At 72.7% G+C, this 16124-nt stretch carries 11 protein-coding genes; 7 read left to right on the top strand and 4 right to left on the bottom strand.

Annotated elements, in window-relative coordinates:
- Nucleotides 1-9: 9 nt before the first annotated feature.
- The 6 genes from ACQP1P_RS04015 to ACQP1P_RS03990 all read left to right on the top strand — a co-directional run bounded on the left by ACQP1P_RS04015 (nt 10) and on the right by ACQP1P_RS03990 (nt 9045).
- Nucleotides 10-1578, top strand: coding sequence for a dolichyl-phosphate-mannose--protein mannosyltransferase (locus ACQP1P_RS04015; RefSeq protein WP_433083208.1), 1569 nt, complete (start codon nt 10-12; stop codon nt 1576-1578).
- Nucleotides 1579-1723: 145 nt separating this feature from the next.
- Complete coding sequence (locus ACQP1P_RS04010; protein WP_433083206.1) at nt 1724-2854, top strand: PP2C family protein-serine/threonine phosphatase; 1131 nt, start codon at nt 1724-1726, stop codon at nt 2852-2854.
- A 24-nt stretch (nt 2855-2878) separates the two neighbouring features.
- Nucleotides 2879-3370, top strand: coding sequence for a MarR family transcriptional regulator (locus ACQP1P_RS04005; RefSeq protein WP_433083204.1), 492 nt, complete (start codon nt 2879-2881; stop codon nt 3368-3370).
- 865 nt (nt 3371-4235) lie between these two features.
- Entirely contained in the window at nt 4236-7070 is a 2835-nt protein-coding gene (locus tag ACQP1P_RS04000) for a LuxR C-terminal-related transcriptional regulator (protein ID WP_433083202.1), read from the top strand.
- Between the two features lie 57 nt (nt 7071-7127).
- The gene (locus ACQP1P_RS03995; protein WP_433083200.1) at nt 7128-7799 is read left to right on the top strand and encodes a PP2C family protein-serine/threonine phosphatase; all 672 of its coding nucleotides are present in this window, start codon (nt 7128-7130) and stop codon (nt 7797-7799) included.
- Between the two features lie 367 nt (nt 7800-8166).
- The gene (locus ACQP1P_RS03990) at nt 8167-9045 is read left to right on the top strand and encodes a DUF7144 family membrane protein (protein WP_433083199.1); all 879 of its coding nucleotides are present in this window, start codon (nt 8167-8169) and stop codon (nt 9043-9045) included.
- Nucleotides 9046-9368: 323 nt separating this feature from the next.
- Here the strand turns inward: ACQP1P_RS03990 and ACQP1P_RS03985 are convergent, their stop codons facing one another.
- Both ACQP1P_RS03985 and ACQP1P_RS03980 read right to left on the bottom strand, forming a co-directional pair.
- Nucleotides 9369-11882, bottom strand: a complete 2514-nt coding sequence (locus tag ACQP1P_RS03985; RefSeq protein WP_433083197.1) for a LuxR C-terminal-related transcriptional regulator — start codon at nt 11880-11882, stop codon at nt 9369-9371.
- A 254-nt stretch (nt 11883-12136) separates the two neighbouring features.
- Entirely contained in the window at nt 12137-13000 is an 864-nt protein-coding gene (locus tag ACQP1P_RS03980; protein ID WP_433089819.1) for a formylglycine-generating enzyme family protein, read from the bottom strand.
- A 234-nt stretch (nt 13001-13234) separates the two neighbouring features.
- Between ACQP1P_RS03980 and ACQP1P_RS03975 the strand changes: the two genes are divergently transcribed.
- Nucleotides 13235-13843 (top strand): DUF7144 family membrane protein, encoded by a 609-nt coding sequence (locus tag ACQP1P_RS03975; protein ID WP_433083195.1) that lies wholly within the window; start codon nt 13235-13237, stop codon nt 13841-13843.
- Nucleotides 13844-13904: 61 nt separating this feature from the next.
- On the opposite strand, the gene ACQP1P_RS03970 is transcribed toward ACQP1P_RS03975, so the two are convergent.
- On the bottom strand, nt 13905-14903 hold the full coding sequence (locus ACQP1P_RS03970) for a cation diffusion facilitator family transporter (protein ID WP_433083193.1): 999 nt from the start codon (nt 14901-14903) through the stop codon (nt 13905-13907).
- A 447-nt stretch (nt 14904-15350) separates the two neighbouring features.
- Nucleotides 15351-15992, bottom strand: coding sequence for a hypothetical protein (locus tag ACQP1P_RS03965; RefSeq protein ID WP_433083192.1), 642 nt, complete (start codon nt 15990-15992; stop codon nt 15351-15353).
- Nucleotides 15993-16124 lie beyond the last annotated feature (132 nt).

Genomic DNA, 16124 nt, shown 5'->3' with positions numbered 1-16124 from the left:
GATCGCCCAATGACCTCGGGTGTGCTGACCCAGACAAGCGAGCCGGAAAGCCCCGCCCCCGCGCCGGAGCCCACGGTGCGCGTGGTGCCCGACATCGTCCGCCGCCGGCTGGCCCGGGCGCCGAAGGGCGGCCTGAACTTCTGGCTCGTCGCGGCGCTGATCACCGGCATCGGCCTGTTACTGCGCCTGGTCAATCTCGCGCATCCGAAGGACGTCATCTTCGACGAGGTCTACTACGCCAACGAGGCGCAGGACCTGCTGCAGCGCGGGGTCGAGTGGAATCCCGAGGACAACACCCCGCAATACGTCGTGCACCCGCCCATCGGCAAGTGGATGATCGGGATCGGCGAGCAGCTCTTCGGCTACAACTCCTTCGGCTGGCGCATCTCCGCCGTCACGGTCGGCGCCATCTCGATCCTGCTGATCGTCATCGCCGCCTACAAGCTGTTCCGGTCCACGATCCTCGCGGGCGCCGCCGGCCTGCTCATGTCCCTCGACGGCATGCACTTCGTGCTCTCGCGGGTGGCCCTGCTCGACGTGTTCCTGATGTTCTGGATCGTGGTCGCGTTCTTCTTCCTGGTCCTCGACCGCGAGCAACGCCGGGCCCGCTGGCTGCGGCTGCTCGAGGACGGGTTCGACGCGAGCAAGCCGGGCCTGCGCGCACGACTCGGCTTCCCCTGGTACCGCCTGCTGTGCGCGATCTGCCTGGGCCTGGCCTGCGGCGTGAAGTGGAGCGGCATCTACTACGTCGCGATCTTCGCCGTGGCCATCTGGTTGTTCGATCTCAGCGCCCGCCGCAGCGCCGGCGTCAAGCACTGGGTCCTCGACACCGTCCTCAGCACCGCCTCGATCTGGTTCTTCGCGATCTTCGTCATCGCCCTGGTCGTCTACATCAACTGCTGGTGGGGCTGGTTCCTCTCCGACGGTGGGTACTTCCGGCACTGGTACGCCGAGAGCAACGGCCTGCCGCACGACCGGTTCATCGACCCGCTGGTGAACCTGTGGCACTACCACTCCGAGGCGTACGCGTTCCACACCGGGCTGAGCACCAAGCACCAGTACCAGTCGTGGCCGTGGCAGTGGCTGCTGCTGGGCCGCCCGGTGGCCTTCTACTGGGACCAGTCCGGCCCCTGCGGCGCGCCCAGCTGCGCCTCCGAGATCCTGCTGCTCGGCACCCCGCTGCTGTGGTGGTCGTTCTTGCCCGCGCTCGTCGCGCTCGGCTGGCTCGCGATCGCCCGCCGCGACGGCCGCGCCTGGCTGATCATGGCGGGCGCGCTGACCGGCATCCTGCCCTGGTTCAACGAGATGCCCGAGCACCGCACGATGTTCTACTTCTACTGCCTGCCGGCCGAGCCGTTCCTGGTGCTGGCCGTGGTCTACGTGCTCGGCGCGATTCTCGGCCCGGCCCGGAGGCTGCGGCCCAACAGCGACCAGCGGCTGATCGGCGCGATCATCGTCGGCGCCTACATGCTGCTCGTGGCCGCCTGCTTCGCGTATTTCTACCCGATCTACGCGGGGATGGACATTTCGTATACGGAGTGGTTCTCCAGAATGTGGCTGGGCTCCCGCTGGGTGTAGATCCCTTCCGGGAGTGGGTAGATGAGAGCCGGAATACCTGCCTTATATTATTTGCCGCACGGCAAGCAAAGGCTGGCGAAAGGCTCGAATGTCCGGCGTTGGCTCCATCGACAAAGCACTGCGCATCACTCCACCGGATCGCCTGGTGGAGACGCTCGACGCGTACCTGAGCGCGACCCACGGCACCAAGAGCAGCACGGTCTGGCTGGCCGACTATCGCACGACGACGCTGTCGCCGAGCGGGGCCGAGCCCGAGGAGGCCCTCGGCGAGCAGCTGGCGTCGGCGATGCGGGCGTTCGCGAGCCAGACCCCGGTGGTGGAGGCCCGCGACGGGCAGGCCCTCGCCCGGCTGCACCTGCCGGTGAGCGCCTGGGGCGAGCGGGTGGGCGTGCTCAGCGTCGGGCTGGACGCCGACCGGGTGCCGGCCGAGCGGCCGCGACTGGAGGAGCTGGCGGAGAGCTTCGCGGTGGCGTTGTCGGCGGCCTACCGGCGCACCGACCGCTACCACCTGGACCGGCGGCGCGGCGGCCGGCTGACCATGGCCGCCGAGATGCAGTGGGACCTGCTGCCGGCCCGCGCCTACGAGCAGCCGGGCGTGAAGTTCGCCGGGCAGCTGGAGCCGGCCTACACGGTCGGCGGCGACCACTTCGACTGGTCGATCAACGGCGAGTGGCTCACCGTGACCGCGCTCAACGGCATGGGCAGCGGCCTCGACGCGGCCCTGCTCACCACGCTCGCGGTCAACGCGATGCGCAACGCCCGCCGCTCGATCCCGGCGGGGCAGTCCCGCCCCGGCGACCTGACCGACCAGGCGGTGCTCGCGGCGGATGCGGTCTTCTCGCAGTACGGCGGGGCGCGGCACGTGGCCACCCTCCTGCTCGCGCTGAACGTCGCCACCGGCGAGCTGCACATGATCGACGCCGGCTCGCCGCGCATGATCCTGGTCCGCAACGGGCAGGTGAGCGACATGGCCCTCGACGCCCAGCTCCCGCTGGGGATGTTCGGCGACACCCGCTACGTCGAGGAACGCACCACGTTGAACCCTGGAGATCGACTTTTCGTAGTCAGCGACGGGGTGCATGCCGCCACCCGGCCGAACGAGGCGACGTTCGGTGAGCGTGAGTTGAGCCGTGCCATACGATCGACCCGGTTGCAGCCACCGGCCGAGGCGATCAGCAGCGTCATGCGGAGCCTTCGTGAGTATCACGCGGGCGCCGAGTTTGCCGACGACGCCCTGATCATCTGCCTGGACTGGTCGCCCCGAGCTGACCCGTGACCGCCGCGACACCCGGAGGACAACGTGCGGAGCCGACCCTCACCGCACCCGTCGAGCCACGATGACCTCGCCCGCGCGGCGGCTCTGGCGGATGCCACGAGCCAGGCGCTGGTCCTGGCCACGAGTGCGGCCAACGACAACTCCGGCGTGTCCGCCGCCCAGCTGCGCGTGCTCGGCGTCGTCGACCAGGCCGGCTCCGTCAACCTGACCCAGCTCGCCATGGCCCTGCACACCGCGCCGTCCTCGGCCAGCCGCCTGTGCGACCGCCTGGAGGCCGCCGACCTCCTGCGCCGCACCGCCGACGAGCGCGACCGGCGCGAGGTGTGGCTCGTGCTCACCCCGACGGCACACCGGCTGCTGGACGGTCTCGGCCGGCAGCGCCAGGAGACGATCGCGGCGGTGCTGCGGCGCATGTCCCCGGACGACCGCGCGGCCCTGCTGCAGGGCCTCTCGGCGTTCGCGCAGGCGTCGGGCATCCCGGTGGCCGAGGACGACGCCGCCGCCCAGGCGAGCTGAGCGCCGCTTCCCGCCGACCGCCGGTTCCGCTGACCGCCGCTCCCCGCTGACCGGCACTCCCCGCTGACCGCCACTCCCCGCTGATCGCTGGTGCCCGGCGGCCGCCGGTTCGCGCCGATCGTCGCTTCGCGTAAGGCGCGCGGAATTGTCCGACCTTTTCGACGCGGATTCGATCGGGACATTCTCAACGTATGCCGCCAATGCGCTCGCGGCCCATCGACGGTCGGCATTTGTCACCGGGCCGCCCCGCCGTCCGAATCGCCCGTTGTGCACGCCCTTACCGGATGCAATTTGCAAGTTGGCACGGGTTTGAGTAAAACGATCTCAATCTCAGAGTAATATCACTGATGACACGCTTGTAATTTGGAGCAAAACCTACGGCCTTAGGCATGACTCCCGAGCAACTTCTTCGGCTCGAACCGGGAAGTTGGGGCCGCGACACGCCGTGATAGTCCGTAATGGCCCGAACTCCATCGTGTTAGGGCGCCATTCGCCTGCGTTTTCACGCACGGTCGGCGCAACGCTACCCAAACGTAAGAGACGGCGCATCACGCTCGGTAGCGTGGGCGCGGCCGACAGCACGGAACCCCGCCGAAAAATTTGGGCAAACGCCCCCCATTCGGCAGCCCGGTCGCGCACGCGCCGTGCGCTGCACAGTAGCAACATATCGATGAACATCTATTGATCACTTCGGCCGAGCGGGAAAGCGGGGGACCCTCCACGGCTGGTTCTATCGATGAACGTCGATGAAACACTCCACGAAACCGGGTCCGGGTTCTATCGTGTTCGACGTCGAACATGGCCGATCTGGAACGGGAAGGTGCCAGTCCGGGCACGTCGTAGACCCGCCTCTTCGGGAGTGACGGTGCATACCAGCCACCACGGCGAAACCACGCTTGGCAGATTGGCGCACAACGACGCCGCCGAGCGGTTCCTCGGCTCGGCGAGCTGGGCCGGGCCCGCGCGGCCCCTGGAGGTGCGGCCGGTGCCGGTCGAGCTCGTGCCCGACCGGGAAGTGCCGGGCCTGCCCGCGGTGCATCTGGAGCGCCGGCGGCTGCTCGACCAGCTCGACGCGGCGGTGGAGCAGCCCGTCACCCTGGTCTGCGCGCCGACGGGCTGGGGCAAGACCGTGCTCGCCGCGTCGTGGGTCCGCGCCGGGCGCCCGCCCGGGCGCATCGCCTACGTGCGGTTCGAGCCGAACTGCGGCGCCGCGGCCTGGCGCGAGCTCACCGCCGCCCTCAACGCCGCGGGCATCGCGCTGGACCCCGCCACCTATGCCTGGACCAGCGGCCGGCTCCCCGAGCGCCCCATCGTGGTCCTGGACGACCTGCACAACGTCACCAACCGCACGGTGCTGCGCCGGATCGAACGGCTGATGACCCGTCTCGGCGAACGCATCGGCTTCCTGCTGCTGGCTCGCAGCGAGCCGCCACTGTCGCTGTACCGCTGGCGCGTGCGCAGCCAGCTCACCGAGCTGCGCGCCGACCAGCTCGCCTTCGCCCAGGCCGAGATCGCCGGGCTGGCGGAGCGGCTCGACGTGCGGCTGGCCCGGCAGTTCCAGCACGCGCTGTGGCACGTGACCGAGGGCTGGCCGGCCGCCGTCGCGGTGGCGCTCTCGGCGATGGTCGGCCGCCACGAGCCCGAGCGGGTCGTGACCGACCTGGTCGCGGGCGAGGCCGGGCCGAGCGATCAGGTGGGGCTGACCGAGTACGTGCGGCGGGAGATCCTGGCCCACCTCGACCCGGACGTGCACGAGGTCATGCTGCGCACCTCAATCGTGGAGACGGTCTGCCCGGGCCTGGTCGAGGCGCTGACCGGCAGCCGCAACGGCACCCGCCAGCTGGCCCAGGCGAGCCGGGCCGACGCGCTGGCCACCTTCTACGGCGGCTCGCACTCGTGGTACCGCTACCGGCGCCTGGTCCGCGCGGTCCTGCGCGCCGAGGTGCGCACCAGCCTCGCCGCCGAGGAGCGCGGCCTGCACCGGGCGGCGGCCGGCTGGTACGCCGCGAACGGGCTGCCCGGCGACGCGGTGGTGCACGCCGTCCTCGGCGCCGACTGGGTCAGCGCCGAGCGATTATTTCTGCAGTACTGGCCGGAGCTCTGCGGGTCGGGGTCGCGCGCGATGGCGTTGCGAACCGGCCCGCAGCCTCCCCAGGACATCGCCGAGCGGCCGATGCTCGCCTTCGCGCTGGCGATCTGCTGCCGCGACACCGGCGACGCGGCGGCCATGTCGGCGTTCATCCGGCTCGGCGAGCGGGCGCTGGGCGAGGCCCCGAGCCCGCTGGACGCCGAGATCCTGGCGGCGATGCGCATGGCCGAGGCGATCGCCGCCGACGACCTGGACCGCTTCGCGGACGCGGCCGAGCGGCTGCTGCGGCGCGTCGAGGAGGCCGCCGGCGAGCACCTCTACGCCGACGCGGCCGACGGGGCCCGCGCGGGCGCGCACCTCACGCTCGCCGGCGCCGGGGTCGCCCGCGACGCGGTCGAGGACGCCGACGCGGCCCTGGAGCTGGGCAACGCGCTGGCCCGCAAGTCCGGCTTCACCCTGCTCGTCGTGCAGGCGAACCGGCTGCAGGCGCTGGTGCACCTGCGACGGGGCCGGCTCTCGGCGGCCGCCGCGTGCGCGCGCCGGGTGCTGGACGCGAGCCGGGACGCGGGCATCGCGGAGTCGCGCAACATCAGCGACGCCCGGCTGGTGCTGGCCGCCGTCTGCCGGGTCCGCGGCCGGCTCGACGAGGCGCGCTTCCACCTCGGCGAGAGCATCACCGCGGAGGCGCCGCCCGACCCGCACGGCTGGCTCAGCGGCATCCTGAGCCTCGCCCTGCTGCTGTTCGAATCCGGCGACCCGGCCGGCGCGGCGGAGGCGCTGGAGCCGCTGCTGGGCGACCGGATCGGCGCCCTGCCGCCGGCCGCCGAGCTCACCGCCCGCATCCTGCACGCCGACCTGTGCCTGGCCGAGGGGCAGCCGGCGAAGGCCCGCGCGGTGCTCGACGAGCTCGACCGGCATCGGCCCGGAGCCCCCGCCGTGGCGCTCGCCCGCGCCCGGGTGGCCCTGGCCGCGGACCGCCCGCAGACGGCGCAGCACGCGCTGGAGGAACTGCTCGCCGCGCCGGTGTCCTCGCTGGTGATGGCGGTGGAGGCGGGCGTCGTGCTGGCCCAGGCCCGGCACCGCCTCGGCGACGCCGCCGGCGCGACCGAGCAGATCGAGCGGGCGCTGCGGCTGGCCGCGCCCGAGGGCATCCGGGCGCCGTTCGCCGGGCACGGCTCGTGGATCGCCGCGCTGCTCGAGGGGCCGGTGATGGCCCGCCGGGCCGGCCGCGAGGAGATCGGCCCCGAGGCGGCCGAGCACAAGGCGGCGGAGCATCAGGCGGCGGAGCATCAGGGCGCCCGTCATGCGCGGGCCGATCAGGAGGAGGCCGGGCGCGTGGAGGCCGAGCGCGAGGAGGCAAGACAGGAGGAGGACGATGCCGTCGCCCACGTGTTCGACGTGGCCGCCGAGCAGATCATCGACCCGCTGACCGAGCGGGAGACGCTGGTCCTGCAGTACCTGCGCAGCATGCTGTCCATCGCCGAGATCGCCACGGTGCTGAGCGTCTCGACCAACACCGTCAAGACCCATGTCCGGCACGTGTACCGCAAGCTGGGCGTGAGCCGCCGCCGCGACGCCGTGCGACGGGGGCGCGCGCTGAGCATCATCTAGGCCCTCACCCGCCGCAGGCGAGTCGGCCGGGGCCGGGCCGGGGACACGATATGCGGCATGAACGGTTTACGGGAGCAGGTCAACGGGGTGCGGGTGGGCGTGCGGTACGCCGTCGCGAGGCACTCCGGGCCCGTCGGCGGGGACTGGTACCTCAGCACGCCCCTGCCCGGCGGAGACGTCATGCTCGCGGTCGGCGACGTGATGGGCCACGGCCGGCCCGCCGCCGCCACCATGCTGCGCCTGCGAGCCGCGATGACCCGGCTGGCGCTGGCCGGCGACGAGCCGGGCGCGATCCTGGCCGCTCTCAACCGGATGCTCTGCCGCCGCCCGTCGACCGTGCTGGCCACCGCCGTGTGCGGCCGCTTCCACCCCGCCGACCACTCGCTGACCTGGGCCCGGGCCGGGCACCTGCCGATCCTGCGGGCCACCACGGCCGGGGTGAGCGCGCTGGCCCAGCCGTTCGGCATGGCGCTCGGCGTCGACCCGGCCGCGCCCTACCCCACCACCTGCGTGGTACTCGACCCCGGCGACCTGCTGCTGATGTTCACCGACGGCGTCGTCGAGCGCCGCGACCGCGCGATCGACCAGGGCGTGCAGGGGCTCGCCGACGAGGTCGGGGTGGCCGTGCGCGGCTCGGCACCCGGCGAACGGCTGCGCACCGCGCTGGACTGCGCGCCCCGCGGCAACCCCGACGACGACGCCTGCCTGCTGGCCGCCGAACCGGTGTAGATCCGCCACCCGGCCGTTCACCCATCGAGGGTGATCCGCATTCACCCGGGCCACTCGAATCATGTTCTCAGGCACGACACGTTGCCGACTTGCGGCAGGCGCCGAAGTCCGGGAACGGGAAGGCCGGGGGATCTGCCCACGTCCGCGGGCGGGATCAACCGGCGGTCCGGGACCGGCGTGGAGGGGTCTGCGCCGGTGTCCGGTCCCGCGGGCGGCGGGACCGGGCACCACGGGTCGGGCCTGTTCCGGGGGGAACAAGTTCACGGGGGATATAGGGCCGTGCTGGTCCTCGGTTTCGGAAAGAACCGGGGATCGGCACGGCCTCATCGTTGTATGCCGTCATGTGAGAACGAGGAGAAAACGGCGGATGCGGGTCAAGGAATTTCGGGCGTTCGGGACGTCCATGCTCACGCTGGTGGGCGCGCTCAACGTCGCGCAGGGACTGCTGGTGGGATTCGCCGGCGACAAGGTCGGATTCGACCGCAACGATGTGGCGTTCACCAGCGCGGGCACCTGGGCCGCGGCCACGGTGACGCTGGGCGTGATGCTCGCGGGGGCCGGGATCGCGCTGCGGGGGCGGCGCCCCAGCGCGAAGGCGGTGGCCGCGAGTGTGGTGGCGTTGCACGCGATCTCGCAGCTGGCCATGCTGAGCGCCTACCCGGCGTGGTCGCTGCTCATGGTCACGCTGGACGTGATCATCCTGTTCATCCTGACGGTCCCGCGCGGCAGCGTCGTGGCCGCGCCGGACGATCCCGTCCAGCCCGCGCGCCCGGCACCGACGGCGAAGCTGACCCTGCGGCGCAACAGCCGCTCGGACGCGTACCGCGGCCGCCACAAGGCCGGTCGCCCGCCGGTGCGGCACAGCGTCTCCCGCGACGACATCATCACCATCGACCTCCTGCCGCCCGAGGTGGTCGCGGCCCCGTCGGTGCCGGCGCAGCCGGCCGCCTTCGGCCACCAGGACGACACCGTGGTCGTCAAGGCGCTGGTGGGGGCGCCGGTGAGCGCGGCGCTGCACGAGGAGACCGTCGAGGCCGAGCTCGTCGGGGACACCCCGACGGTCTGGGTGCGCGCCGTGGGCCAGGCGAGCGTGCCGCCGGGCGACGCGGCCATGCCGGTCCAGCGCGCCTCGCTCGAGTCGCTCGACCCGCTCATCGACCCGCTGCCGCTGGTGCTGGCCGAGGAGGAGGCGATCGCGGCCGAGGAGCTCGCGGCCATCGGCGCTCGGCCGTACGTGAACCGCTGAGCCTGTCCACTCCCCGCCGGAAGCGGCGGCGGTCCTCCCCAGGGGGCCGCCGCCGCTTCGCTTTGTGCCCCGCCCCCTCGGCGGTGCGCGATCGCGCGGCCGCGGCACGCCGGGCGCCGGCGGGCTTCGCCGTGCGGCGCAGCGCTTCGCCCGGTGAGCACGCAGTCCGGCCGCAATCCAAGCCCGTGAGAACCCGTGGGAACGCAACTGTCCTGATGGGAACGTAATACGTTCCCATCAGGCCTGACGGGAACGTAACCTGATGGGAACGTGAAAGGAGCGCGGCCCCGGGATCGGGTCCGCGCTCCTAGCGACGGCGGGCGCTACAGCAGGTTGAGTTCACGAGCGCGCTCGATCACCTCCCGCCGGCGGCCGACGCCGAGCTTGCGGTAGATGTTCTTCATGTGCGTCTTCACCGTGTTGACGGAGACGTACAGCATCGAGGCGATCTCCCCCGCCGACAGCGTGCCCTGCAGGTACCGCAGCACGGCCAGCTCCCGCTCGGTCAGCGGCTCCGCCAGCTCCCCCGCCGCGGCCGGGGCGCGCCCGAACCCGGTGAGCTCCTGCGCGATCTCCTCGGCCAGCCCCCGGTAGCCGCTGCCGGCCGGGAGGTACGTCACCAGCAGCTCCCGCACCGGCTGCCCCCCGGCCACGAAGGGCCAGCGGATCGCCTCGTCGTCGGCGTGGCGCAGGGCCTGTTCGAGCGCCCGGCCGGCCTTGGAGCGGTCGCCGAGCGCGCGCAGGGCGCGGGCGCTGGTGAGGTTCGCGTCGACCGTCCACACCAGCGAGCCCGTCGTGTGCTCGAGGTAGGGCTGGACCGCCCCGAGCGCCGCGGCCGGCCGGCGCTCGGCCAGGTGGGCCTTGGCGCGCACCACGCCGAGCCAGGGCGCCAGCATCTCGACCGGCTCCAGGGTCAGCAGCCGCTTGGCCGCCTCGGTGTCGCCCGCCGCGAGCCGCAGCTCGGCCTCGGCCAGGGTGACGCAGTGCTGCATCCTCGGCGTGTACCGCCAGTCGGCCAGCTGCCGCCGGATCGCGGCCAGCTCCGTGCACGCGGCGCGCGCATCCCCCGTCGCGGCGCGGATGTGGGCACGGGTCATGGTCGCGACCGCCACGAGCGCCGGGTCGGCGAGGCCGCCGTCCAGCGCGCGGTCGAGGTAGTGCCCGGCCGCCTGGACGCGGGCCTGCAGGTAGCAGACCTCGGCCACGGTGAGCTGGGCCCACACCACGTCGCTGCCCTGGGTGCGCCCCTCGCGGTCGGCCAGCGCCAGCGTCTCCTTGCCGTAGCGCAGGGCCGCGGTGAGCCGGCCCCGGGCCGCGTTGAGCTGCGCGAGCTGGCGCAGCGCGGCCAGCTGGGACTGGACGCTGCCGCACCGGCGGGCCAGGTGCAGCGACTCCTGCAGCGCGTGCTCGGCGGCGCCGAGGTCGCCCTGGATGAGCCGGGCCCCGCCGACCGCGACGAGGGCCAGCGCCCGCATGCGGGCCTTGTCCTGGTCGTCGAGGCCGGTGTCGTCGCGCAGCAGCAGCGGTGCTGTCGCCAGTACCAGATCGGGCTTCTGGCTCTGATGGGCCTCGGCCATGCGGAAGCTGTCGACGATCGGGCGCAGCTCCGCCCGCGCGGAGTCGACCAGCGCGTGCTGCGAGCGGTCGACCAGGTGCAGGAACGTCTCCGTGCCCTGCGGATCGCTCGCGTCGAGCCGCTCGGCCGCGAAGGCCAGGGCCAGCTTCGGATCGTTGCGCACCTCCTGCGGCGGCGGCGGCACCAGCTCCTTGATGGTGCGCAGCCGGGCGCCCGGCACCAGCTCCTGCCAGCTCGCGGCGAGCAGGTCCGAGGCCTGGCTCCAGTTGCGCGCGGCCAGGGCGTGACGCAGGGCGTCCGCGGGCTGGTCGTGCGCGGCGAACCAGTCGGCGGCGCGCCGGTGCAGCTGGCGCACCTGCTCGGGCCGGCGGTGGCGCAGCTCGTCGTAGAGCATCAGGCCGAAGAGCGGGTGGCAGCGGTACATCCCGGTGTTCCCGCTGCCCTGCACCACGAAGAGGTTCGAGTGCTCGAGCTGGGCCAGGATGCGGGCGCCGTCCACCCGGCCGGTGAGCGCCTCCACGAGCTCGGCGCTGACCTGGTCGAGCACCGAGGTGCACAGCACGACCTCGCGGACGTCCTCCGGCAGCGTGTCGAAGACCTCGCCGACGAGGTACTCCCCCAGCGCCCGATCCTGCAGGGCGAACCGCGGCATCAGGCTGTCCGGCTCGGGGTGACCCTGCACCGCGAGCGCGGCGAGGCGCAGGCCGGCCGCCCACCCTCGCATCACCGCGTGCAGCTCGACGAGGGCCGACTCGGCCAGCCTCACCCCGTGCGCGTGCAGCATCTGCGCGGTCTCGTCCAGGGTGAAGCCGAGCGGACCCGTGCGCAGCTCGCTCAGGGCGCCGCGGATCCGGAAGCGGTACAGCGTGAGCGCCGGATCGGTCCGGCAGGCGATCACGAGACGCAGGCGGTCACCCGCCTGGGAAAGCAGCGTCTCGAGCTCACCCCACACGCGGGGCACCGACAGCTCCTGCAGGTCGTCGAGGATCAGCACCACCGGCGGCCCGGCCCGGCGCAGCAGGGCGACGAGCGACTCCAGTGCCTCACCCGGGCCGTCGGCCGCGGATGCCTCGCCCGGCTCCTCGCCGGTGGCCTGGGTGACGGCACCGAGCACGTGCTCCCAAAAGCGTGGGCCGTGGTGCGCCTCCACCGTCAACCACGCCAGCGGCCAGGGTGCTCGCCCGGCCGCCACCCACTCGGCCAGCAGGGTGGTCTTGCCCCACCCCGCCGGAGCGGAGATCAATGTCAAAGGCCCCGCCACGGCGCGATCCAGAGCGTCCAGCAGACGCGGTCGCGGCACGTGATAGCGGGGCGGCTCGGGCACTGCGAAGTGCAGTGCGGGACGGGTGATGGTGTCTACGAGCGTTTTCTGCCCCAACGTATTTCGCCCCCTCCCACCCACCGCAGCACGGCGGATGACCACGGGATTGTGAGGCGACAAAAGGTGATGTCGCCTCACCCGCAGGGGGTGAACAAGCACGTTGCGTGATCAACTGGGGTGCGCGGGCCGCCTGGTCACGCGCTGCCGGGGGCCTGTCTCCGGACGCATCGGAAGCCGACATGGCAGCTACCGTTGTCGATGGGTTCGGGCTGGCGGGCGGCGGGCCGGAAGCGGTGGTCGTACCCCGTGGAGCAGAGGTAGGAGCCACCCTTCACCACCCGGCTGCTGAACACGGTAGCCCCCGGCGGCACGTCCACGCGCGGGTTCTGCGGCATCTCACCCTCGGCCTCGCCGAAGCGCGCGTTGCCCGAGCGGTAGTAGTCCGACGTCCACTCCCACACGTTGCCGACGACGTCGAAGAGGCCGTACCCGTTGGCCGCGAACGCCCCGACCGGGCTCGTGCCGTGGCCGTCCTCGCTGCGGTCCAGCCACGGGAAGATGCCCTGCCAGATGTTGGCGCGGCCCGGCTCCGGATCGTCGCCCCACGGGTAGGGCGCGCCTTCGAGCCCGCCCCGGGCCGCGAACTCCCACTCCGCCTCGGTGGGCAGCTCCTTGCCGGCCCAGCGCGCGTATTCGGCGGCGTCCTCGTAGGCGACGTGCACCACGGGGTGGGCCGAGCGCTTGCGGATGTCCGTGCCCGGGCCGAAGGGGTGCCGCCAGCACGCGCCCGGCCGCAGCTCCCACCAGACCCGCCAGTCGCGCAGCGGCACGGGGCCGGGCGGCTGGACGAACACCATCGAGCCCGGCGGCCCCTGCCCGGCATCGCGCTCGGCGAGCGTCTGGTAGCCGGTCTCCTGCACGAACAGGGCGTACTCGGCGTTCGTCACCGGATGCGAGTCGATCCAGAAACCGTCGACGGCGACCTTGCGAACGGGCGCCTCTTCCGGATAGAAGCCCTCGGCACCCATGGCGAAGGTGCCACCGGGGATCCAGGCCATCTCCACGAGCGCATTGTGCGAACGGCCGGGGGTGACTGGTCCTCACCCACCCGGGGTGAGGACCGGCGCCGGAGACCTTCATGCCCACGGGGTGATGCCCGCTCATCCGGGCAAGCCGAACGATCGCTTGCAAAAGCACCGTTGATCGAGGGAGGTCGCCACACGAGATTCGCCGGATTCGGCCGCGGCGCCTCCTCTCTTGTCCGCCGCGGCCCATCCCGGAAGGAGAACGACATGGCTGACACCGGTACCTCGCGCAGTACCGCGCAGAGCTCCGCCTGGTTCGGCTGGATCATGTTCGCCGGCGTCCTGCTCGCCGTGATCGGCGTGCTGAACATCCTCGAGGGGCTCGTCGCACTGCTGCGGCGGCAGGTCACCTTCATCGACGGCGACAGCCTGGTGGTGGTGAACCTGACCGGCCTGGGCATCGTGATGATCGTCTTCGGCGCGCTGCTGGTGCTGTGCGGTGCCGGGCTGCTCCTGCGCAACCGCGTGGCCCGGGTGACGGCGATCGTCATCGTCGCGCTGCACGCGCTGACGCAGATCGGCTGGCTCGGGGCGTACCCGGTCTGGTCCCTGCTCATGATCACGCTGGACGTGATCGTGCTGTACGCGCTGACCGTGCACTGGATGCCGAGCGAAATCACGGCCCCGGCCCCGGCCGGCGGCGTGCACCGGGCCGATCACCAGCCGCGGGACACCGATTTCCCGCTCAACCAGCCCCGGCCCACCCACACCCACAGCCACGAGGCCGACTCACCCGCGTCCGGCCGCACCGCCGCGGCCCACCGCGCCGAGGACGCCACCGAGGCGCCCACCTCGGGCCCGGGCACATCGCTCTGAGCGACCCCGCGACAAGGTACGAAAAGCCCGGCGACGCGCGTCGCCGGGCTTCTTCGTGCGGTCAGTGCCGGTGCCCCGCGGGGGGATGGCGGTGGTGCCGCAGGGCGTCGTGCGCGTGGGCCGACTCCGGGTCCGGGTGCACCGTCGCCGCCGCCAGCCGGGGCACCGCGTGCAGCAGGCGATGCTCGGCGTCGACCGCGATCTCGTGCGCCCGCGCGAGGGTCAGGTCCGGGGCGAGCACCAGGTCGGTCTCGGCGTGCAGGCGATGGCCGATCCAGCGCATCCGCAGGGCCGCGACCCGCAGCACGCCCGGGGTCGCCGCCAGGACCGCCTCCGCGTCGGCGATGAGGGTGGGCTCGACCGCGTCCATCAGCCGGCGGTACACCTCACGCCCCGCCTTGCCGCCCACGACCAGGATCGCCAGCGTGATGAGCAGCCCGACCAGCGGGTCGGCCCAGGACCAGCCCAGCGCGACGCCGCCGGCGCCGAGCACCACGGCCAGGGACGTGCAGCCGTCGGTACGCGCGTGCAGGCCGTCCGCGACGAGGGCGGCGGAGCCGATCCGGCGGCCGGTGCGGATGCGGTAGCGCGCGACGAGCTCGTTGCCCACGAAGCCGGCCAGGCCCGCGGCGGCGACGAAGGGCAGCCCGCCCACGGCCCGGGGGTGGGCGAGCCGGTCGGCCGCGGCCCAGGCGGCCAGCGCGGCGGACGCGGCGACGGTGAGCACGATGACGATCCCGGCGAGGTCCTCGGCGCGGCCGTAGCCGTAGGTGTACCGCCGGTTCGCGGGGCGGCGCCCGAGCAGGAAGGCGATCCCGAGCGGTACGGCCGTCAGGGCGTCGGCCGCGTTGTGCAGGGTGTCACCGAGCAGCGCCACCGAGCCGGACCAGGCCGCGACGAGCGCCTGGAGCACCGCGGTGAGCCCGAGCCCGGCGACGGAGACCCACAGCGCCCGGATGCCCTCGCGGGATCCCTCCATCGCCGGGTCGGCCCTGTCCGCCGCGTCGTGCGAGTGCGGGTTCAGCACGTGCCGCAGCCGGTGGAGCAGCGCGGGCACCATGCCCGTCACGACGGTGCGGCACGACGGCAGAGAACACGACAGAAAAAAGGACGGCGCGGGCCTGGGAGCGCGCCGTCCTCGTTCATGCGGTGACTTGCGATGGGTGGGCGGCCTCCTCCGGATCAGCCGCCCACCCATCGGCTCCCGCCGCCCTCGCTGAAGGCCGGCCGGTGCTCAGGACGCGGGCCGTGTTCACCGCTGACTCCTGGACCGTCGAGTACCCCCTGCTCGACGGTGTTCACCGAACGACCCAGCTGGGTCCGTCGCGCCGGGGACCACCGACGGCGCGACGCCCGCGGCTGGCGGGACCGGACGGAGCACAGTGGACGGTGCAGCAGTCACCGGCCCTGTTCCGTCCGTCGTTTGCCTTGTCACATCAGCAATCTTGGCCTCTGCCGGAGTGACGCGTCCTCACCCACGGTGGGTGAAGCACCTGCCGGATCGCCATCACGCCGACGAGAGGTCGGCCATCCCCTTCTCGGCCGTCTCCACCTCGGCCAGCAGCTTGGTGTGCTCGGCGATGAGGGCGTCGAGCAGCCGCCGGGTCACCTGCACGGTGTCGGTGCCGACCGAGCGCGTCGTGGCCAGGAGGTTCTCGGCCGCCTCGCGCTGGCGCTGGCGGCGGGCGTCCCACTGGGCCCGCCGGTTCGCCTCGACGCGGGCCTCCTCGGCCCGGCGCTGGGCCAGGGCGCTCTGGAAGTCGCGCATGGCGTCCTCGGCGTGCGCGCGGGCGTCGGCGAGCATCGCCTCGGCGGCCTTGCGGGCGTTGTCGAGGTCCTGCTCGGCCTGGGCCCGCAGGGCGCCGGCCTCCTCCTCGGCCAGCTCGATGATTCGCTGGATGCGCCCGCCGACGACCTTGGCGGACTCGTCCGCGCAGGTGCACTGGGCCCGCTCGGCGCCCAGGCGCTCCACCCGGCCGGTCAGCTGCTGCTCGCGGTAGCGGGCCGCGGCGAGCTCCGTCTCCGCTGTGGTCAGTCGCATCTGCAGGGTGGCGATGTACCGATCGACCTGCGCGCGGTGGTAGCCCCGCAGGCTCAGCTCGAATCCGTTCGCGGGGCTCAGCTCGATCTCGCCCACAACCGCGCTCATGCTCGCTGGTCCTCCTCCCCGACGCCCGCGTCTCGATTGCGCGGGCGGCAGCGCTCAACGCTGCCGAGCATCGTGGTGAGCACGCGTCATCCTTTTCGGGTGAGGCTCCGGCGGGCGGCGCGGCGTTGCAAT

Origin of the sequence: Dactylosporangium sp. CA-052675 (genome assembly GCF_050947935.1) — a bacterium.
Classification (GTDB): Bacteria; Actinomycetota; Actinomycetes; order Mycobacteriales; family Micromonosporaceae; genus Dactylosporangium.
The sequence above is the reverse complement of the archived record's forward strand: the minus strand, read 5'-3'. Positions and strand labels throughout refer to the sequence as shown.